Origin of the sequence: Thioalkalivibrio versutus (genome assembly GCF_001020955.1) — a bacterium.
GTDB classification, from domain to species: Bacteria; Pseudomonadota; Gammaproteobacteria; order Ectothiorhodospirales; family Ectothiorhodospiraceae; genus Thioalkalivibrio; species Thioalkalivibrio versutus.
Genome location: NZ_CP011367.1, coordinates 166,922 through 185,708, shown reverse-complemented (window position 1 = coordinate 185,708; position 18,787 = coordinate 166,922). Strand labels below are relative to the sequence as shown.

Below are 18,787 nucleotides of genomic sequence, written 5' to 3'. Positions count from 1 at the left end.
GGCCGGGCTTCAGGTGTCCGGAAGCCCCAGGCGCCGGAGCCAGGCGTCGGGGTTGCCCGCGCACACCAGGAACTCCGGGTTCAGCAGGCTCTCGCGCGTGTTGTAGCGCAGATCCTCGCCGTTGAGGTCGACCACCCGTCCGCCCGCGGCCTTTACCACGGCATGGGCCGCGGCGGTGTCCCATTCGCTGGTGGGGCCCAGACGCGGATAGATGTCGGCCGCCCCCTCGGCCACCAGGCACAGCTTCATGGAGCTGCCCATGCTGACCAGGTCGTGGGGCCCCAGCCGCTCCAGCACGACCTTGAGCCGCTCCGCGCCGTGCGAACGACTGCCGGCCACCAGCGGGTGCTCCGTCCCGATGCGCTCGCGCGCCACCGCGATATCCCGCGGGGGCTGATCCTCGTCACGCCGGATCGCCACGCCGTCGCGATGACCGGCGTACAGGCGCTTGAGCACCGGGCACCAGACGACGCCCAGCACCGGCTCGTGGTTGTGGATCAAGGCCACGTTCACGGTAAATTCGCCGCTGCGTTTGACGAACTCGCGGGTGCCGTCGAGGGGATCGATCAACCAGTAGGTCTGCCACTGGCGACGGCGCTCGAAGGGCACGTCCTGCCCCTCCTCCGACAACACGGGCCAATCGGGGTCGATGTCGGCCAGCCCATTGGCAAGGATTCGGTGGGCAGCCAGGTCGGCCTCGGTGAGCGGCGAATGATCGGCCTTTTCGGTGACCGCAAAGCGCGTCTCGTAGAGCTCGAGGATCGCATGGCCGGCCAGGTCGGCCAGCGCAGCCACCTCGTGCATCAGGGCAGTAAGAGCCGAATCCTTCGGCGGAGCATGCATGGGGAACTCCCGTTTTCCCGGAACGTTCCGTCTAGCTTGGCAGGGTTGCGCTCAAGCGTCGAGGTAATCGCGCACCATGTACAGCGCGGCGATGGAGCGCGCCTCGGTCAGGTCCTCGCGGGCGACCAGCTCGGTGAGGCGATCCAGCGACCAGGGTACCACCTCGAGCGCCTCCGGCTCGTCACCTTCCGCGGTCCGCGGATACAGGTCCTCGGCCAGCACCAGGTGGGTCTGGTGAGCCATGTAGCCGGGTGCGACGGTCAGCGCGCCCAGATGGGTCAGGCGATGCCCGGCGTGGCCGACCTCCTCCATGATCTCGCGATTGGCGGCGGCGAGGATGTCCTCGCCCGCCTCCATGCGTCCCTTGGGCAGGCCCAGCTCGTAGCGGTGGGTGCCGGCGGCGTATTCACGGATCAACAGGACGGTCCGGTCGGTCTGCACCGGAGCGATGATCACCGCCCCGTGGCCGCGACTGACCAGGCGCTCGAAGCAGGTGCGCGCGCCGTTGCTGAATTCGAGGTCCAGTTCCTCCACCTCGAACAGGCGGCTGGTGGCGACCGTGCGCCGCCCCTGGACATCCGGTTTGTCTCGGCTCATGCGCCCTCCCGGGCGGTCAGTGGCTGTTGCGTAGCCGCACCAGAGTACGCAGTTCGCCCTCGAACAGGGTGTCGAACATGAAGCCATGATCGGAGGTGACCACCTCGAACCCCTCCTGGTCGGCCGGATCGGTCTCCGCCAGACGCAGGTCAAGATCGCCCCAGCTCACGGCCATGGTGACGCGCATCGGGAAGTAGCCATCCAGGAAGCGGCGCACGAACGGCCCGTTCTCCAGGCGATAGACGCCGTCCCCCTCGTCTTCGACGATCTTCATGCGCGCCGTCACGCAGACTTCGGCGTCCTCTTGCACCCCGCGCAGGTCCACGCGATCGCCTTCGGCGCGCGCGGATTCGATGTTGCGGGTGGACTCGACCTGAAGCTCGTCGATGACGGCTTCATTGTACACAATGACCATGCGCCGAATGGCCGCCACGTCGTTGTGGCACTGGCGCAGATCGGCCCAGCCATCCTCCAGCGAGGACTGCGTGATGCGGATCTGGTTCTGGTGGTGATGCGGGGTCCGGTCCGGTTCCTCCAGCAGGAAGGTCAGCTCCGGACTGGTGGTCTGGGTCTGGTCCGGGGAGACCGTCTCGCCCCACAGGGAATCATCCTCCAGCGGATCGTAGTCCGGGTCGCCAGGGTCCATCCCCTGCGCCGCCAGTGGCAGGGTCAGGAGCGCGAGGAACAAGGGCGCGGGCAGAAACCGCGATTGGGGTACCATGGGGGTCATCGTCATCACCCTCTTTCATGTTGCCGTCAGCTGTGGACCTGCAAGATCCCGAAAAAAATCCGCACACCCCCGCACTCGCGGTGGACTGGGCCCGAATCGACACCGTTCTGTTCGACATGGACGGTACGCTGCTGGACCTGCACTTCGACAACCGCTTCTGGCGCGAGCTGATCCCGCAGGAGTACATCCGCTGCCACCCGGACGACCCGGAATGCGCGCGCCGCCGGCTGGAGGACGAGATGCAGCGGGTACGCGGCAAGCTGGAATGGTACTGCGTGGACCACTGGACCCGCTTCACCGGCCTCGACATCCTCGGACTGAAGCGCGAACTGGCCCATCACATCGCTCTGAAACCGCATGCCGATCAGGTCCTCGATGCCTTGCAAATGGCGGGCCGGCGGCGGGTGCTGGTCACCAACGCCCACCCGCAGGTCTACGCCTTCAAGCACCAGCTCACCCGTATCGGTGACCGCCTGGACACCATCGTCTCCGCCCACGACCTCGACTGCGCCAAGGAAGATGCCGCGTTCTGGGAACGTTTGCAGCGGGTCGCGCCGTACGATCCCGCGCGGACCCTGCTGGTGGACGACAACCTGCTGGCGCTGGCCAGCGCCGCCACGGCGGGGATCACCGAGTTGCGCGGTATGCGCTACCCGGACGAGCGCGGCGAACCCGTGCGTTCCGAGGAATTCCTGCTGCTGGAGTCGCTCGCGAACCTGCTGCCCAGCCTGCCCGCGACGAGCGGCACGGCGGGAGGGGGTCCGGCGGCTACTTGACCGGGGTCGGCAGGTTGCGGATCAGATCCAGACGGATCTGCACCGGCCGCCCCTCGCACTCGCCGTCTAGCCAGTGATACCCGTCCGCCTCGCGCAGCTCGCGCGGGGTCACCTTGCCCCACCATGCCTGGCTGGAAGCCGGCTCGGCCCAATTGAGTTGCAGGGTCTCGCCAGTGAGGATGGCGATCTCCAGGCGTTCGGACACATGACGGGGAATGGCGGAATCGGTCATCGGGGCGCTTCGCGGTAGTCGGTCGGGTCGGGGATGCCGGCCGCGGCGAACGCGGCCCGCCGGGCCTTGCACTGCGGACAGCGCCCGCACTGGCGGGATTGTGCCAGAAGGCAGCTCCAGGTGCGGCCCCAGTCGATCCCCAGCGGATCCGTCGCCGCGATGATCTCCGCCTTGGACTGCCCGATCAGCGGCGCCTCGACCCGCAGCCCCGGCACCAGGGTCGTCGCCAGCGTCGAGACCTGCTGCACGAACCCGGGCTGCGAGCCCGGACCGTGCCCCTGGTCCTCGCGATTCAAGGCCAGCAGGATGCGTCCGGCCCGGTGATGCGCGGCCAGGTTGACCGCCAGCGCCAGCACCAGCAGATTGCGCTGGGGCAGCGGCACGTGCCCGACCCAGTCGTTGCGGCGGGTGAAGGCCGTGCGCAGGGACTGGAGATCCAGCGCGATGGGGGCACAACCGTAGACCGCCGACAGGTGCTCCACCGCGGTCCATTCGCGCGCGGCATTGCGCTGCCCGTAGTCGACCCAGACGGCGCGCATGGACTGGCCGGCGGCATGCCGCTGCGCCAGCAAGGCGCTGCTTTCGATGCCGCCGGAGAGCAGGAGCAGATCGGGGGATTCGGGCCGGACAGGTTCCATTCGGGCACCATACGCAATGCCCCGCGCAGCGCAACACCACGGAGACCAAGACGTGATCGAACAACTACGCAGCCACTGGCAGCGCCTGCTCGGCGCCGAACGCAGCGACCGCGCCGAGGGCGACCCCGGGGAGCGCCTGCAGCGCGCCGCCGCGGCGCTGATCATGGAGGTCTGCCGGGCCGACTTCCAGCTGCACGCGGAGGAACTCGAGTCGGTACGCGCCAGCCTGGTCGACCTGTTCCGGCTGGATGCCGACACCGCCAATGCGATGCTGGAGATCGCCCGGGAGGAAAGCGACGAACTGATCTCCATCCACCCGATGGTGCGCGAAGTGAACGCCGCCTTCGACGCCGCGCAGAAGGCCGACATCATGCGCGCCCTGTGGCGCGCCGCGTGGGCCAATCGTGACCTGCACAAGCGCCAGGAGGCCGTGATCCGGCATCTGGCGGATCTGCTCTACGTGCCCCATTCCACCTTCATCCGAACCAAGCACGAGGTCCTGGGCGATGCGGCCGACCCCAGCTAGGCACGGCGGCCTGAAGGGCACCACGGATGGGTGACCCGGGCACCCTGCTGGCCGCCCTCGCCGTGGGTATCCTCGGCGGGGTTCACTGCCTGGGGATGTGTGGCGGCATCGTCGGTGCGATTTCCATGGGCCACGACCGGCGCGGGCCGGGCCTGGATCTGCTGCTGGCCTACAACCTCGGGCGCATGGCGAGCTACGTCATCGCCGGGGCGCTGGCCGGCTGGCTGGGGGCGAGTCTCCTCGGCGGATTGCCGGCCGGCCAGGCGATCCTTCAGGGCTTTGCCGCGATATTCCTGATCCTGCTGGGGTTCTATCTTGCCGGCTGGTGGCCGGTCCTGGCCCGCCTGGAACAGGCCGGCGGGGTGCTTTGGCGCCGCATCGAGCCACTGGGGCGTCGCTTTCTGCCGGTGCGTCACGCGGGCCAGGCGCTGATGGTCGGCGGCCTGTGGGGCTGGCTGCCCTGCGGACTGGTCTACAGCGTGCTGGCCTGGTCCCTCGGCGCCGGCGGAGCGCTGGAAGGCGCCGCCCTGATGGGCGCCTTCGCCCTGGGCACACTGCCGAACCTGCTGCTGATGGGGGTCTTCGCCGCGCGGCTGGCGGCCTTCGTGCGCCGCCCCTGGGTCCGCCGGGTCGCCGGCGGCGGGGTCGCCATGTATGGCGCGTGGATGCTGCTGAGCGTGTTCATGTGATGCCCCGCCCGCTCGGACGGGGCTTCCGTTACAGGGATTCGAAGCGCGCTCAGTCCACGAAAAAGTCGCGCGAGAAGCGTACCGGCAGCACGCGTTCACTGCCCGCCGGGGCGACATCGATCGCAAATTCGAGGGTCTCTCCGCTGCGCACCGTCACCTCGGAGAGGAAGTAGATCGCATCACCGTCCTGGATCTCGCGGAAACGCAGGTTGCGCATCTGGTCGTTCAGGTTGGTGGCCGACCCCGTCACCTCGGCGGACACCGCCTGCAGGCCGTTGTCACCACGCTCCATGACGCTGACGTTGACCATCGCCCGGTTGGAACTGCGCCGCACGTCGTAGGCCCGCGCGACCTCCGGGGACAGGAAGGTGGTATTGATCACGTTGTAGTGGACGACGTAATTGTCGAACTCCGCCTCGTTGGCGGATGCAATCGAGCTGCCGAGAGCGACCGCCGCCAACGCGACGAGAAAGCCGGAAATGACCCGATGCACTCTTGCCATGGATGACTCCTTTGCCTGGTTGGGAAAGCGGGGCCCTGCGGCGGCACACACCCAGGCACCCCTGTCTTCGAGTCTAGCCGCTTTTGCGTCCGATGAAACGGGGGAAACGACCGGCCGCGCCGGCGGCGCGGACGGGGCTCAGAAAGAGCGCACGATAATCAGCAGGATATAAAGCCCGACCAGGGCGATCATTGGCGAAAAATCGATCGCACCGGTGTTGGGCAGGGCCCGGCGCAGCGGGCCAAGGATGGGGCGGTTCACCGCCCCGGCCAGACGCATGATGGGGTTGTTGGCGGCGCCGCCACCCCCAGCCTGGATCCAGCTCATCACCACCTCCACGATCAACGCGATGATGAACACCCAGATCACCGTGGTCAGTAGTTCGCGGATCGTCACGGCGAGGATAAGCCCGACCCCGACATCCACGCCCACGATGAGCACGCGCAGCCAGATCTCGATGAACTTGAGCACGATCATCAGCACAATCGCGGCCAGGTCGACGCGCCCGACCGACGGGATCACGGGCCGCAGCACCCTCAACGGCGGGTCGGTGAGCATCACGATGGTCTGCGAGATCGGGTTGTAGTAGTCGGCCCGCACCAGGCCGAAGATCGTGCGCAGGATCAGCAGGATGATGTAGATCCCGAAGACAACGCTGACGAGAAAGATGGCGATCTCTTGTCCGGTTCCGGCGGCGGGCATGCGGGCTCCTTGGAGTGCGGCGGGTCAGCCGCCCATTCTCCGGCAAGCCCGGCGGGATGCCAAGCCGCGACGCGGCCGGCCGCGTCCCGTGCCCTCAGGCGCCGGGGCGGGCGTCCATGCAGTCGCGCACCCGGGTAGCGATCTCCTCGATCGACAGCTCGGTCACATCCAGATGCGGGATACGCCAGATGTCGAAGAACTCCTGGATCGCCACGCACTCGGCCCGGCACTGGGCCAGACTGGCGTAGCGGCTGTCCGGCCGCCGGCCCTCGCGGATCTGCGCCAGGCGCTGGGGCGTGATCGTGAGTCCCACCAGGCGCCCGCCCAGGCCGCGCAGCCCCTCGGGCATGTGCGGGATGTCGCCCTGGCGCAGGTCCTCCGGTACCAGCGGGTAGTTCGCCGCGAACAACCCGTAGTTCATGGCCAGGTAGAGGCTGGTGGGCGTCTTGCCGGAACGCGAGGCCCCCAGCAACACCACGTCGGCCACCGACAGATCCTGGATCGCCAGGCCATCGTCATGGGCGAGGGTGTAGTTCAGGGCCTCGATGCGCCGGTCGTAGCGGGTGACGTCGCCCATGCCGTGGGCGCGCCCGGACACCGACTGCGCCGTCACCCCCAGGAGGTTCTCCAGCCGTTCCACCTGCTCGCCGAACACATCGATCACCGGCACCGGGCTGTGCCGCAGATCGGCCCGCAGATCGGCGTTGGCCAGGGTCGCCACGACCAGAGCGGGCTGGGGACCGGCTGCGGCCCGGGCGAACACGCCGGCCAGGCGGCCGGGGGTCTGCACGAAGGGCAGGCGGTGCCACGCGGGGTCGACCCCCGTAAACTGGGTAAACAGCGAACGCGCCAGCGTCTCCGCGGTGATCCCGGTCCCGTCCGAGACCAGGTAGACCTGCGGGCACGTGACGACGGCCTCAGTCATCGCCGGAATCCCGCACCCGAGCGAGCTGCTCCCAGGTGGACAGCAGCGAATCGGGGTTCAGTGAAAGCGACTCGATGCCCTCGTTCATCAGCCAGACCGCCAGCTCCGGATAGTCGGAGGGGGCCTGACCACAGATCCCGACGTACTTGCCGGCCCGCCGGGCCGCCCGGATCGCCATGCTCAGCAGCGCCTTGACGGCATCGTTGCGCTCGTCGAAGGAATCCGCCACCAGGCCCGAATCGCGGTCGACCCCCAGGGTCAGCTGGGTCAGGTCGTTGGAGCCGATGGAGAACCCGTCGAAGTGCTCGAGAAAGCGCGCGGCCAGCAGCGCATTGGACGGGATCTCGCACATCATTACGACCTTCAGACCGTTCTCGCCGCGCCGCAGGCCTTCCTCGCCCAGCACCCGGATCACGTCCTCGGCCTCGGCGAGGGTGCGCACGAACGGGACCATGACCTGCACGTTGTCCAGCCCCATGTCGTCGCGCACCCGGCGCAATGCCTCGCACTCCATCGCGAACGCCGGGCGGAAGGTCTCCGAGCGATAGCGCGAGGCCCCGCGAAAGCCCAGCATCGGGTTCTCTTCCTGCGGTTCGTACCCGACGCCGCCGAGCAGGTGGGCGTACTCGTTGGACTTGAAGTCCGACAGGCGCACGATCACCGGCTCCGGCGCGAAGGCCGCAGCCAGCGTCGCGATGCCCTCGGACAGCTTGCGTACGAAGAACTCGCGCGGGCCGTCGTCAAAGCCGCGCAGGCGTTCGGCAATCTGCTCCTGCACCTCGGGCTCGAGGCGGTTCGGGTCCTCGGCATAATCCAGCAGCGCCAGCGGGTGCACGCCGATGGTGCCGTTAATGATGAACTCCAGCCGGGCCAGACCGATCCCCGCGTGTGGCAGTTGCGAAAAGGCGTAGGCCCGCCCGGGGTTGGCCACATTCAGCATCAGCTTGACCGGCAGCTCCGGCAATTCGCCGATATCGGTCTTTTTGACCGTGTACTCCAGCGTGCCGGGGTACACGTGGCCGTCATCCCCCTCGGCGCAGGAGACAGTCGCCTCCATGCCATCGGAGAGCACCTCGGTGGCATCGCCACAACCCACCACCGCCGGGATGCCCATCTCGCGGGCGATGATCGCCGCGTGGCAGGTGCGTCCTCCACGATTGGTCACGATCGCGGCCGAGCGCTTCATCACCGGCTCCCAGTCGGGGTCGGTCATGTCCGCGACCAGAATGTCGCCTTCCTTCATGGTGTGCATCGCATCCGGCGAATCCAGCACGCGCACGATACCGGCCCCCACCTTCGAGCCGATCGCCCGGCCGGTGACCAGCGGCTCGGCTTTGTGCGGCGCCAGTTCGTAGCGCGCGCCCGCGCCCAGCTCGACCCGGCTCTCTACGGTCTCCGGGCGGGCCTGGACAATGAACAACTCGCCGGTCTCGCCATCCTGCGCCCACTCGATGTCCATCGGCCGGTCGTAGTGCTGCTCGATGGCCACCGCGTAGCGCCCGAGCTGCTCGGCATCGGCATCCGACAGGCAGAAGCGCTGGCGCAGGTCCTCGGGGGTGTCCTCGGTGTGGGTGCCATCCTCGGTGAGCACCATGCGCACGGCCTTGGTGCCCAGCGTACGACCGATAATGGCGCGCTTGCCGGCTGCCAGCGCGGGCTTGTAGACCTGGTATTCATCGGGATTCACCGCGCCCTGCACCACCGTCTCGCCGAGGCCCCAGGCCCCGGTAATGAACACCGCGTCGCGGAAGCCGCTCTCGGTATCCAGGGTAAAGATTACGCCGCTGGCGCCGACATCCGAGCGCACCATGCGCTGGATACCGGCCGACAGCGCGACCTCGTCGTGCGCAAAGCCGTTGTGCACGCGGTAGGCAATGGCGCGGTCGTTGTAGAGGCTGGCGAAACACTCGCGCAAGCGCTGCAACAGGGGGTCGATGCCGCGCACGTTGAGGAAGGTCTCCTGCTGCCCGGCGAACGAGGCCTCGGGCAGGTCCTCGGCGGTGGCCGACGAACGCACGGCGACCGGCACGTCATCGCCCAGCTGCGCGTAATGCTCGCGTACCGCCTGTTCCAGCTCGCCCGGCAGTTCGGCCTGCTCGATCCAGCCGCGCACCTCGCGACCGGCCGCCCGCAGGGCCTCGATGTCGTCGATATCGAGATCCGTCAGGCGCGCCTTGATCTGTTCGTCCAGACCATCCTTCGCCAGCAACGCGCGATAGGCATCCGCGGTGGTGGCGAACCCGCCCGGCACACGCACCCCCGCCGCGCCCAGCTGCCCCAGCAGCTCGCCCAGGGAGGCATTCTTGCCGCCCACCTTCGCGACATCGTTCATGGTCAGATCGGCGAGATCGACTACCCAGCGCATGGCAACTCCCGGACTCCACGGGAATCCTGAACATTCCCGAAGTTTGTGAACCCCTTAACGGGGGCTGGCAAGTGTGATCAGCTAACATTCCGTGTTTTGTAAACTTCAGGAGACTGCGTGACTGCCCCAGCCGCCCGTCGCCCCAGCTTAACCCAATCCCTTCTGCCGACCATGCTGCTTGGATTCGTGTTCCTCGCGCAATCCGCCATGGCGCACGAGTCGAGTCCCTCCATGGCCATTCTGGGCGCGGTGGAGAACGTGAAGATCGTCGAGGAGGACGTTGTGCTGGAGGCACGCATGGATACCGGCGCCACCTCCTCGTCCCTGAATGCGCTGAACAAGGAACGCTTCGAGAAGGACGGCGAGGACTGGATCCGCTTCGAGATCATCGATCCGGACGACGAGGACGCGCGCATCACCCTGGAACGCCCGATCGAACGCATCGTGCGCATCCGCCGCCACAGCGGCGAGTCGCAGGAACGCCCGGTGGTGCGCATGGAATTCTGCATCGGCGACCGGCTGCTGACCGCTGACACCAGCCTGATCGACCGCACGGCCCTCACCTACCAGACCCTGATCGGGCGCAGCCACATGGCCGGACACATCCTGGTGGACTCCGGGGAGGAACATCTGCGCGCCCCGGACTGTCCGGCGGATGACCAGTGAGGCGCTTCCACCTGCCGATCCTCATCGTGCTGCTGAGCGCGATCGGGCTCGGGGTCTTCGCCTACAAGGTCAGCGCGCTGGGGATGCCCCTGCAGCCGGACGCCACCGCCGAAACCTGGCTGGTGGAGGCGCGCGTGCGCTACCAGCCCACCGGCGGCGCGGCCTCGGTGGAACTGCGCATCCCGCACCGCCTGCCCAACTTTTCGATCCTGGACGAGGGCTTCGTCTCGCGCGGCTACGGGCTGAACACCCTCGCCCAGGCGGAAGACCGCCTGGCACACTGGACCACGCGCCAACCGCGGGGCGAACAGGTGCTGTACTACCGCGCCACGCTCTACCGCGACGGCAATGACCGCTCGGAGTCGGACTACCCCGGGCCGGTGGCCGTACCCGACTGGACCGAGCCCTATCGCTCGGCCGCCGACGCCCTGATTGACGACGTTCGGAGCCGTTCGTCCAATATCCAGAGCTTCGCATCGGTGCTGGTCAACGACCTCGCCAACGCCGCGCCGTCGTCGAACGCCGCGGTGTTCATCGAGAGCGACGACGACCGCGCAAGCCGCACCGAGACCCTGATCGAACTCCTCGCCACCGCCCGCATCCCGGCCCGACAGGTGACCGCCCTGAGACTGATTGACGGGCGCAGGGATATCGAGCCGCAGACCTGGCTGGAGGTCCACAATACCCGGCGCTGGGTGCCCATCGACCCGGAGACGGGCGAAATCGAATATCCGTCCGACGTGGTCGTCTGGGCCCATGGCGACGCCCCGCTGCTGGAGATCACCAACGGCGAGAATGCCGAGGTGCGGTTTGCGGTATCGCGCGGAGTCCAGGACGCCCTCGCGACCATCCAGCGCTTCGGCGACACCCTCGACACCCGCATCCTCGACTTCTCCACCCTGAACCTGCCGCTGGGCACACAGAACACCTACCGGGTACTGCTAATGGTGCCGTTGGGCGCGATGATCATCGTGTTCCTGCGCAACGTGATCGGGATACAGACCTTCGGCACCTTCATGCCAGTGCTGATCGCACTGTCCTTCCGCGAGACCCTGCTGCTGGCCGGGATCATCCTGTTCACGCTGATCGTGTCGCTGGGTCTCGTGGTGCGCTTCTACCTCGAGCACCTCAGACTGCTACTGGTCCCGCGCCTGGCGGCAGTGGTCAGCGTGGTGATCATGCTCATGCTCGGGATCAGCATCCTGTCGCACCAGCTCGGCTTCGAGCGCGCCCTGGCGCTGTCACTGTTCCCGATGGTCATCCTCGCCATGACCATCGAGCGCATGTCGGTGGTCTGGGAGGAACACGGCCCCGCCGATGCCATCACCCAGGGCATTGGCAGCCTGGTGGTCGCGGCCGCCGCTTACGGCCTGATGGCCAACCGCCAGCTGGAGCATCTCCTGTTTGTGTTCCCGGAACTGCTGCTGGTGCTGCTGGCCGTGACCCTGCTGCTGGGGCGCTACACCGGCTACCGCCTGACCGAACTGTTCCGCTTCGGACGTATCCAGGACGCGATGCGGAGGACCGACTGATGCCCGCCTGGCTGCCGCGCTTCGTACGCCCCAAGCTGCTGAAGGAGCAGGGCATCGTGGGTATGAACGCCCGCAATGCCCGTTATATCGCCGCCTGGAACGCCCGGCGCTTCTACCCGCGGGTGGACGACAAGCTGCAGACCAAGCAACTGGCGCTGGACGCCGGCCTGTCCGTACCCGACCTCTACGGGGTCGTGCGCACCCACCGCCAGATCCGCGACGTGCGGCGCCAGCTGCGGGAGTATGAAGACGGCTTCGTGATCAAGCCGGCGCATGGCGCCGCCGGCGACGGCATCCTGGTGATCGAAGGCTGGCGCGGCGACCGCCCGCGGCGCGCCGGCGGCCGCGCCATGGAGCTGAGCGAGCTGGACGACCACATCTCGAACGTCCTCTCCGGCATGTACAGCCTGGGCGGGCGCCCGGATGTCGCGATGATCGAACAGCGAGTCCGTTTTTCCTCGGTCTTCGATGCCGTCGCGCATCGCGGCGTGCCCGACATTCGCACGGTGGTCTACCGGGGCTACCCGGTGATGGCGATGATGCGCCTGCCGACCCAGGACTCGGACGGCAAGGCCAACCTGCACCAGGGCGCGGTCGGCACGGGCATCGACCTCGGTTCCGGCCGCACCATCGGCGGGGTGCGCTACAACAACCCCTGCCGCGAACACCCCGACAGCGAGCAGAGCATCGTCGGGTTGCAGATTCCCGGCTGGGATGAGCTGATGGAACTGGCCGCCGGCTGCTTTGAACTGAGTCAGCTCGGCTACCTGGGGGTGGACGTGGTCATCGACGCCGACCGCGGGCCGCTGATCCTGGAGCTCAACGCCCGGCCCGGGCTCGCCATCCAGATCGCCAACGGCGAAGGCCTGGACCACCGCATCCTCGCGGTGGATGCACACATGGTGGCCCGCGACATCGAGCCGGCCGCCGAACGCGCCCGGTGGTCCGCCGAGGTCTTCGCGCGCCCCGAGGCGACCCATCCAACCGAGCCCGACACCGAAACCACCCGCGCCGCCGAACCCGCCTGATCACCGAGGCGGTTACGGGCACCGTGATCGTTTGGGCTATCCTAGGCGCATGACTGCCGCCGCCGAGACCAAGACGCCGGACATCGAACAGGCCCTGGCCGACGCCGAACGCGTCTGCGCCACCCGTGGTGCACGCCTGACCGAGCAGCGCCGGCGCATCCTGGAGCAGATCCTGCGCACTGAGGGCGTCATCAAGGCGTACGACCTGATCCACGCGCTGTCCTCCGATGATCACAGCATCAAGCCGCCAACCGTGTACCGCACCCTGGCCTTTCTGCTGGAACAGGGCCTGATCCACCGTATCGAGAGCCTCAACGGCTTCGTCGCCTGCTCGCACCCCGGCGAGCGCCACGAGTCGGCCCTGATGATCTGCGACGGCTGCGGCCAGATCACCGAGTTCCACACCCCGGAGCCGGCCAGCCAGGCGCTGGAGCACGAGGCCGAGGCCCAGGACTTCGCCATCGACTCGCGCATGGTGGAGCTGCATGGCCAGTGCGGAGACTGCCGCCGGGGTCAGCAGGACCGCGCCTGACGCCGCGCGTCTGCACAACAGTCCACCCCTGAACCCCGCCCTCCAATGACCGCCGTCGCACCGACCCTTGAGGCGTTCCCGCCCATCCTGCGTGCGGACACCCGCCTGATCGTGCTGGGCAGCTTTCCCGGCGTCGCTTCCCTGGAGGCCCAGGCCTACTACGCCCACCCGCGCAACCAGTTCTGGCCGATTGTCGGGCAGATCCTCGGCGAGCCCTTCCCGGAAATGGATTACCCCGAACGCATCGAGCGCCTGCTCGACCACGGCGTGGGCCTCTGGGACGTGTACGCCGCCTGCTCGCGCGAGGGGAGTCTGGACAGCGCCATCCGCGCCCCGGTCCCCAACGATCTCGCCCGGCTGACCCGCGAGGCCCCGGACCTGCGCGTGATCATCCACAACGGCGCCGAAAGCGCGCGGCGCATCCGCGAGACCCGCGCCCTGGGCGTCGAGGCCCTGCGCCTGCCCTCCACCAGCCCGGCCAACGCCCGCCTCAGCCTGACCGAGAAGCTGGAACCCTGGCGCAACGCCTTCGCCAGCGCCGGCCTTCCACGCGACTGACCGGCAGCACACCGGAGCGCCCGATCGGGGGGTTGATACCTCGTTTGTTATTGTATAACGTTCGCTTTGTTAACCGTTACGCTATAACAGTCCAATTTCGTTGATCGGCACTGCCCGGACCGGCAGACTGCCGCGCAACCAGGAGCCCGACATGCCCCTCACCCCGTTCTCACGCCCCGTCCTCGCCGCGCTGGCCAGCCTGACACTCGCCGCCCCCGGAACCGCCGCGGCGCAATGGACCGCCGGTGACGACGAGTCCGCCTGGGGCATGGACGTCTCCCTGATCCTCGAGGGCATCTACTACAACGAGCTCTCGCACGGTAATGATTCGCCCGCCGGCTTCGACGACGGCCACGATCACGGCCATGGTAATGGCGACGACCACGGCCTCGACGACGGCTTCAATCTGGGCCATTCGGAGCTGGGCTTCCAGGCCCGTCTCGGCGACCTCCTGGACGCCACCGTGATCATCGAATTCGACGACCAGGACATCGAGGTCGACGAGGCCTACCTCACCACCCGCGCCCTGCCCGGCGGCCTCCAGCTCAAGGCGGGGAAGTTCCTGTCCGACATCGGCTACATCAACAACCGCCACCCGCACGAGTGGGACTTCGTGAACCGTCCGCTGGTCAACGAGTACCTGTTCGGCGACCACGGCCTGCTGGAAAAGGGCGTACAGGCGACCTGGCTCGCCCCCACCGCGACCTACACCCAGCTGGGTGTGGAGCTGCTGCAGGGCGAGACCAGCGGGATCGCCAACTACGAAGGCAGCCAGTCGCCGCTGAACGATCAGGACCGCATCCTGCGCGACCGCTCCGGTCCACGCCTGGTCACCGCCTTTGCCAAGATCGGGCCGGATCTCGGGCCGGACCACGCTGCACAATTCGGTGTCTCTGGGGGCTACGCCCGCAGCTATCAGGTCACCGACGAGCACTCCACCCGCTTCGAGGACTGGGACGGCAGTGCCTGGTTCGCCGGAGTGGACGCGGTGTACAAGTACAGCGCCGGCCGCGCCTACGGCCAGGGCGACTGGCGCCTGCAGGGCGAGTATTTCTACCGCGAAATCGATGTCGACCGCCGTGACGTGAACTTCGAAGCCGACGGCAACGGGCCGGTGGGCTTCGTACGCAACGAACAGTCGTTCAAGAACCAGCAGGACGGCATCTACGTCCAGGGTGTCTACGGCTTTGCCCCGCGCTGGGAAGCCGGCCTGCGCGCCGAGGCCCTGGGCCTGAGCAACGACGTCGGCCGCGGTGACGGCGAGTCCTTCGGCACCTCCTATCGCCACACCGCCCAGGTGACCTTCCGCCCGGTGGAGCCGGTATTCCTGCGCGCCCAACTGTCCCAGAACGACTTTGTCGATGACCACGGCGATCGCGACCGCGGCCTGGAGTTCATGCTGCAGCTGAACGTGGCCCTCGGCGCCCACGGCGCCCACCGCTTCTAGGCCGCCTCTTGTCCTCGCGAGGCTGGCAGGGGCGGCTCCCGTCCCTGCCAGCCTCCGGCCATACCTCGATCTGAAAGGAGTCCCGCATGTCCTATCGCAAGACTCGCGTCCGCATGTCCCGCGCGCTCGCCGCCCTCGCCTCGGCGGCAATCCTGGCCCTCCTCCTGCTGCCGTCGCAGGCCGCCGCCGGACTGAACATCGTCGCCACCACCTCTACCCTCGGCGCCCTGGCCCGCGAGATTGGCGGCGACGAGGCCGAGGTCCGCGTGCTCGCGCCGCCGGATCGTGACGCGCACGACCTGGACGCCCGTCCGAGCTTCATGGCGGCCCTGCGCCGCGCCGACATGCTGCTCGAGATCGGCGCCGGGCTCGAGGAAGGTTGGCTGCCGGCCGCCCAGCGCGGCGCCCGCAACCCCGCCATCAACTCCGGCCAGCCGGGCCACTTCCGTGCGGCGGACATGATCGAGCTGCGCCGCTCCATCACCATGGATGGACCGAACATGGGGCACGTCCACGAAGAAGGGAACCCGCACTTCAACGGTGATCCGCGGCGCCTGGCAGACATCGCCCAGGCGCTGGCCGAGCGCATGGGCAACCTGCGCCCGGACCATGCCGCCACGTTTATGGAACGCGGCGAGCGCACCGCCGAACGCCTGCGCGACCACGCCGAGGCCCTGGCCGCACAGGTCGAGCCGGGTCAGCGCATCGTGGTCTACCACGAAGACCTCGACTACCTCGAGGAATGGCTTCCGGTCGAGATCGTGGGCTATCTGGAACCGGCCCCGGGCATCCCGCCCACCGCGCGTCACCTGCGCAGCCTGGTGAGCGACCTGGAAGGCACCGAAGGCACCGTCCTCTACGCCGCCTTCCAGCCGGCGCGCGGCGCAGAGTTTCTGGAACGGCACCTGGGCTGGCCGAGCCATGCCGTAGCACTCGAGCCTCCAGCCGACACGGCGCTGGACGGCTACCTGAAGCTGATGACCACCTGGGCGAAGACCCTCCCTCAACGGTAATCACGCCGCGGCCACCCGCAGAGGCGCTGGCCCGCATCCCCTGACGACGGACCCGAATCGCTCCACCGGTCCGTTATCCTTCGCGCACCCCGTCACCGGAACCCCGATGTCTCGCGACCCCGCTCAACCGATCCTTCGTTTCAAGTCGGCCCGGCTGGGGTTCGACCGGCCGGTGCTGGGCCCGCTGACCCTGGACGTACCGATCGGCTCGCGCTGGGCCCTGACCGGGCCCAACGGCATTGGAAAATCGCTTCTGCTAAAGGCCCTGACGGGACAGGCGCGGGTGCATCACGGTCACCTGGAACTTGCCCCCCAAGCCCGGATCAGCCTGCTCGCGCAGGACCACCCGCGCCGCCAGCCCTGGCCGCTGTCCGGACACGACTGGTTCCGGGCAATGGGGGCGCACCCCCCCGAACAGGCACGCGTGCGCGCCCTGATGGACCGGCGGCTCGACCGACTAAGCGGAGGGCAATGGCAACTGCTGCGCCTGGCCGCCGCCCTGGCCAGCCACGCCGCTCGCCCGCCGGCGCAGCGTCTGGTGCTACTGGACGAGCCCGCCAATCATCTGGATGCCGAGGTGCGCCACGACGCGATCGAGCTGATCATCAGCCTGCCCGGCGGCACCACACTGCTGATGACCAGCCATGACGACGATTTCCTGGAGGCCGCCGGGGTCGAGCGCCACCCACTGACGGAATACATCCATGCTGGGTGACCTGCTACTCATGCCCTTCGTGGCAGGCCTGCTGATCACCGGCGTGCTGGGTCTCGCCGGCGCCGGATTGTTTCTGCGCGGCTCGGTCTGGCAGGCACTCGCGCTCGGCCAATGGGCCGCCGTCGGCGGGGTCCTGGCCTCGGTGCTGCACTGGCCGGTCCTGCTCGTGGCCCTCGTCCTGGGTACCGGGGTGATGGCCCTGCTACAGCGCAGCACGGACCGCGAGCGCCTGCCGCTGGGGGTGTTTCTGGCCGGCCTTGCGGCCGTGACCCTGCTGGCCGCCAACTTCTCCCAGGCCAGCCTGGCGGCGGCCGCCTGGGCCGAAGGCCAGCTGTACTTTGCCGGACCGAACGAATTGTGGGCGGTGGCGGTGCTGGCGGTCGCCAGCATCCTGCTCGCGCCCGGACTGTACGGCGTATGGCGGCATGCGCAGCTCGCTCCCGATGTCCCCGCCACACGCCCCCCGCCGACGTGGCAACGACTCACCGAGATCGGCTGGCTGGTCGCCGCGGTCGTGCTGGGCAGCATGGTCCTGGGCCTGCCCGCCGCCCTCGCGACCCTGCTGCTGCCCGCCTGGGGTGCGGCCTATCTCGCGCGCAATCTGCACGGGCTGTTCCTGTGGACCCAGGCCATCGCCCTGGCGGGTTTCCTGATCGCCTGGAGCCTCAGCCTGCCTCTGGATCAGCCCTTTGCCCCCGTATTGGTCCTGGTGAACGTAGCGCTCGCCAGCGGCGCCCGCCTCGCCGCGTCGGTATATGGCGAACGCAACCGCTGAACAAGGCGGCCCCCGCTCAACCATGAACGCGGCGCCACCCATACGCTGCAGCTGCGTCGCAAGCGGGGCAGGTCAGAGGGCGGCCAGGGCACGCATATGCGCCACCACACTGCGTCCCAGGGCGCTCAGGGCGTAGCCACCCTCCAGCATGGAGACCACGCGCCCATCGGCGTGACGCTCGGCCAGGGCCACCAGCTCACGAGTGATCCAGGCGTAGTCATCCTCGGCCAGCAACAGGCGCGAGAGTTCGTCCTCGCGATGGGCATCGAATCCGGCGGAGATCAGCACGAGTTCCGGGGCAAAGGCGTCCAGCGCATCGAACCAGGCCCCAGCCACCGCGTCGCGCCACTGCTCCCCCGAAGATCCGCCGGGTACCGGGACATTCAGGCAGTTGTCGGCCAGCGGCGGGATGCCCGACCCGGGATAAGCCGGATGCTCGAAGGCGGAAGCGAACAGGATGGCGTCATCACCCGCCACCAGGGACTCGGTGCCGTCGCCATGGTGCACGTCGAAGTCGACGATGGCGATGCGCCCCACACCATGGCGCTCCTGTGCATGGCGGGCGGCAATCACCACGTTGTTGAACAGGCAGAACCCGGCCGCCCGGTCGGCACGGGCGTGGTGCCCCGGTGGCCGCACCGCGCAGAAGGCCCGCCGGTTCGCCGCCCCCATCACCCAGTCCACCGCGCCAATGCCCGCGCCGGCCGCCAGCAACGCGGCCTCGCGACTCCCCGGCGACAGGGCCGTGTCGCCATCCAGCATCACCCGCCCCCCTTCCGGGACGTGCTGCTGGATGGTGTCGATAAAGTCGCGTGTGTGAACCCGGCGCAGGTCCGCCCGCGTCGCCGGGAACGCCTCGCGATGCAGGACCCACGGATCCAGCCCGCTGGCCACCAGCTGGTCACGGATTGCGCTCAGCCGCTCCGGACATTCCGGGTGGCCGGGACCATTGTCGTGCTCAAGGCCGGCGTCCGGCGAGAAGAACGCTAGATTCAT

At 68.3% G+C, this 18,787-nt stretch carries 22 protein-coding genes; 12 read left to right on the top strand and 10 right to left on the bottom strand.

Annotation, left to right across the window (positions count from 1 at the left end):
- Positions 1-9: 9 nt before the first annotated feature.
- Genes cysQ through TVD_RS00845 form a run of 3 tightly spaced genes read right to left on the bottom strand, consistent with a single transcriptional unit; the run spans position 10 to position 2,161 of the window.
- Positions 10-843, bottom strand: coding sequence for a 3'(2'),5'-bisphosphate nucleotidase CysQ (cysQ, locus tag TVD_RS00855; RefSeq protein ID WP_024326870.1), 834 nt, complete (start codon positions 841-843; stop codon positions 10-12).
- A 51-nt stretch (positions 844-894) separates the two neighbouring features.
- Positions 895-1,440, bottom strand: a complete 546-nt coding sequence (gene nudE / locus TVD_RS00850) for an ADP compounds hydrolase NudE (RefSeq protein ID WP_024326869.1) — start codon at positions 1,438-1,440, stop codon at positions 895-897.
- A gap of 16 nt (positions 1,441-1,456) precedes the next feature.
- Positions 1,457-2,161 carry a hypothetical protein gene (locus TVD_RS00845; protein WP_024326868.1) on the bottom strand — a complete coding sequence of 235 codons (705 nt, stop codon included), beginning with the start codon at positions 2,159-2,161 and terminating at the stop codon, positions 1,457-1,459.
- 41 nt (positions 2,162-2,202) lie between these two features.
- Between TVD_RS00845 and TVD_RS00840 the strand changes: the two genes are divergently transcribed.
- On the top strand, positions 2,203-2,946 hold the full coding sequence (locus TVD_RS00840) for an HAD family hydrolase (RefSeq protein ID WP_047250556.1): 744 nt from the start codon (positions 2,203-2,205) through the stop codon (positions 2,944-2,946).
- On the opposite strand, the gene TVD_RS00835 is transcribed toward TVD_RS00840, so the two are convergent.
- Positions 2,939-3,178, bottom strand: coding sequence for a hypothetical protein (locus TVD_RS00835; protein ID WP_024326866.1), 240 nt, complete (start codon positions 3,176-3,178; stop codon positions 2,939-2,941). The genes TVD_RS00840 and TVD_RS00835 overlap by 8 nt on opposite strands.
- Positions 3,175-3,816 carry a 7-cyano-7-deazaguanine synthase gene (locus tag TVD_RS00830; protein ID WP_024326865.1) on the bottom strand — a complete coding sequence of 214 codons (642 nt, stop codon included), beginning with the start codon at positions 3,814-3,816 and terminating at the stop codon, positions 3,175-3,177. The genes TVD_RS00835 and TVD_RS00830 overlap by 4 nt, the downstream gene beginning before the upstream one ends.
- A gap of 52 nt (positions 3,817-3,868) precedes the next feature.
- Here TVD_RS00830 and TVD_RS00825 point away from each other — a divergent pair, with 52 nt between their 5' ends.
- Positions 3,869-4,342 (top strand): tellurite resistance TerB family protein, encoded by a 474-nt coding sequence (locus TVD_RS00825; RefSeq protein ID WP_024326864.1) that lies wholly within the window; start codon positions 3,869-3,871, stop codon positions 4,340-4,342.
- A 26-nt stretch (positions 4,343-4,368) separates the two neighbouring features.
- Entirely contained in the window at positions 4,369-5,031 is a 663-nt protein-coding gene (locus TVD_RS00820; protein WP_024326863.1) for a sulfite exporter TauE/SafE family protein, read from the top strand.
- Between the two features lie 49 nt (positions 5,032-5,080).
- Here TVD_RS00820 and TVD_RS00815 read toward each other — a convergent pair whose 3' ends face one another.
- From TVD_RS00815 to ppsA, 4 genes are all read right to left on the bottom strand, one after another.
- Entirely contained in the window at positions 5,081-5,533 is a 453-nt protein-coding gene (locus TVD_RS00815; RefSeq protein ID WP_024326862.1) for a DUF4426 domain-containing protein, read from the bottom strand.
- Positions 5,534-5,671: 138 nt separating this feature from the next.
- Positions 5,672-6,235: a YggT family protein gene (locus TVD_RS00810; RefSeq protein WP_024326861.1), complete on the bottom strand. Its 564-nt coding sequence runs from the start codon at positions 6,233-6,235 to the stop codon at positions 5,672-5,674.
- A gap of 94 nt (positions 6,236-6,329) precedes the next feature.
- Positions 6,330-7,160 carry a pyruvate, water dikinase regulatory protein gene (locus TVD_RS00805; protein WP_047250555.1) on the bottom strand — a complete coding sequence of 277 codons (831 nt, stop codon included), beginning with the start codon at positions 7,158-7,160 and terminating at the stop codon, positions 6,330-6,332.
- Positions 7,153-9,525 (bottom strand): phosphoenolpyruvate synthase, encoded by a 2,373-nt coding sequence (gene ppsA / locus TVD_RS00800; RefSeq protein WP_047250554.1) that lies wholly within the window; start codon positions 9,523-9,525, stop codon positions 7,153-7,155. Before ppsA ends, TVD_RS00805 begins: the two co-directional genes overlap by 8 nt.
- A gap of 117 nt (positions 9,526-9,642) precedes the next feature.
- Between ppsA and TVD_RS00795 the strand changes: the two genes are divergently transcribed.
- The 9 genes from TVD_RS00795 to TVD_RS00755 all read left to right on the top strand — a co-directional run bounded on the left by TVD_RS00795 (position 9,643) and on the right by TVD_RS00755 (position 17,791).
- Positions 9,643-10,191 (top strand): ATP-dependent zinc protease family protein, encoded by a 549-nt coding sequence (locus TVD_RS00795; protein WP_042799103.1) that lies wholly within the window; start codon positions 9,643-9,645, stop codon positions 10,189-10,191.
- Positions 10,188-11,723: an inactive transglutaminase family protein gene (locus TVD_RS00790; protein ID WP_047250552.1), complete on the top strand. Its 1,536-nt coding sequence runs from the start codon at positions 10,188-10,190 to the stop codon at positions 11,721-11,723. The genes TVD_RS00795 and TVD_RS00790 overlap by 4 nt, the downstream gene beginning before the upstream one ends.
- Positions 11,723-12,751 carry an alpha-L-glutamate ligase-like protein gene (locus TVD_RS00785; protein ID WP_047250551.1) on the top strand — a complete coding sequence of 343 codons (1,029 nt, stop codon included), beginning with the start codon at positions 11,723-11,725 and terminating at the stop codon, positions 12,749-12,751. Before TVD_RS00790 ends, TVD_RS00785 begins: the two co-directional genes overlap by 1 nt.
- Positions 12,752-12,800: 49 nt before the next feature.
- Complete coding sequence (locus TVD_RS00780; protein WP_018144752.1) at positions 12,801-13,283, top strand: transcriptional repressor; 483 nt, start codon at positions 12,801-12,803, stop codon at positions 13,281-13,283.
- A 45-nt stretch (positions 13,284-13,328) separates the two neighbouring features.
- Complete coding sequence (locus tag TVD_RS00775) at positions 13,329-13,841, top strand: DNA-deoxyinosine glycosylase (RefSeq protein WP_047250550.1); 513 nt, start codon at positions 13,329-13,331, stop codon at positions 13,839-13,841.
- A 151-nt stretch (positions 13,842-13,992) separates the two neighbouring features.
- Positions 13,993-15,288 carry a porin family protein gene (locus tag TVD_RS00770; RefSeq protein ID WP_047250549.1) on the top strand — a complete coding sequence of 432 codons (1,296 nt, stop codon included), beginning with the start codon at positions 13,993-13,995 and terminating at the stop codon, positions 15,286-15,288.
- An 86-nt stretch (positions 15,289-15,374) separates the two neighbouring features.
- Positions 15,375-16,301 (top strand): metal ABC transporter substrate-binding protein, encoded by a 927-nt coding sequence (locus TVD_RS00765; RefSeq protein WP_047250548.1) that lies wholly within the window; start codon positions 15,375-15,377, stop codon positions 16,299-16,301.
- A 106-nt stretch (positions 16,302-16,407) separates the two neighbouring features.
- Positions 16,408-17,016: an ATP-binding cassette domain-containing protein gene (locus TVD_RS00760; protein WP_047250547.1), complete on the top strand. Its 609-nt coding sequence runs from the start codon at positions 16,408-16,410 to the stop codon at positions 17,014-17,016.
- On the top strand, positions 17,006-17,791 hold the full coding sequence (locus TVD_RS00755) for a hypothetical protein (protein ID WP_047250546.1): 786 nt from the start codon (positions 17,006-17,008) through the stop codon (positions 17,789-17,791). The genes TVD_RS00760 and TVD_RS00755 overlap by 11 nt, the downstream gene beginning before the upstream one ends.
- Positions 17,792-17,863: 72 nt before the next feature.
- Here TVD_RS00755 and TVD_RS00750 read toward each other — a convergent pair whose 3' ends face one another.
- Positions 17,864-18,787, bottom strand: coding sequence for a histone deacetylase family protein (locus TVD_RS00750; RefSeq protein WP_018144758.1), 924 nt, complete (start codon positions 18,785-18,787; stop codon positions 17,864-17,866).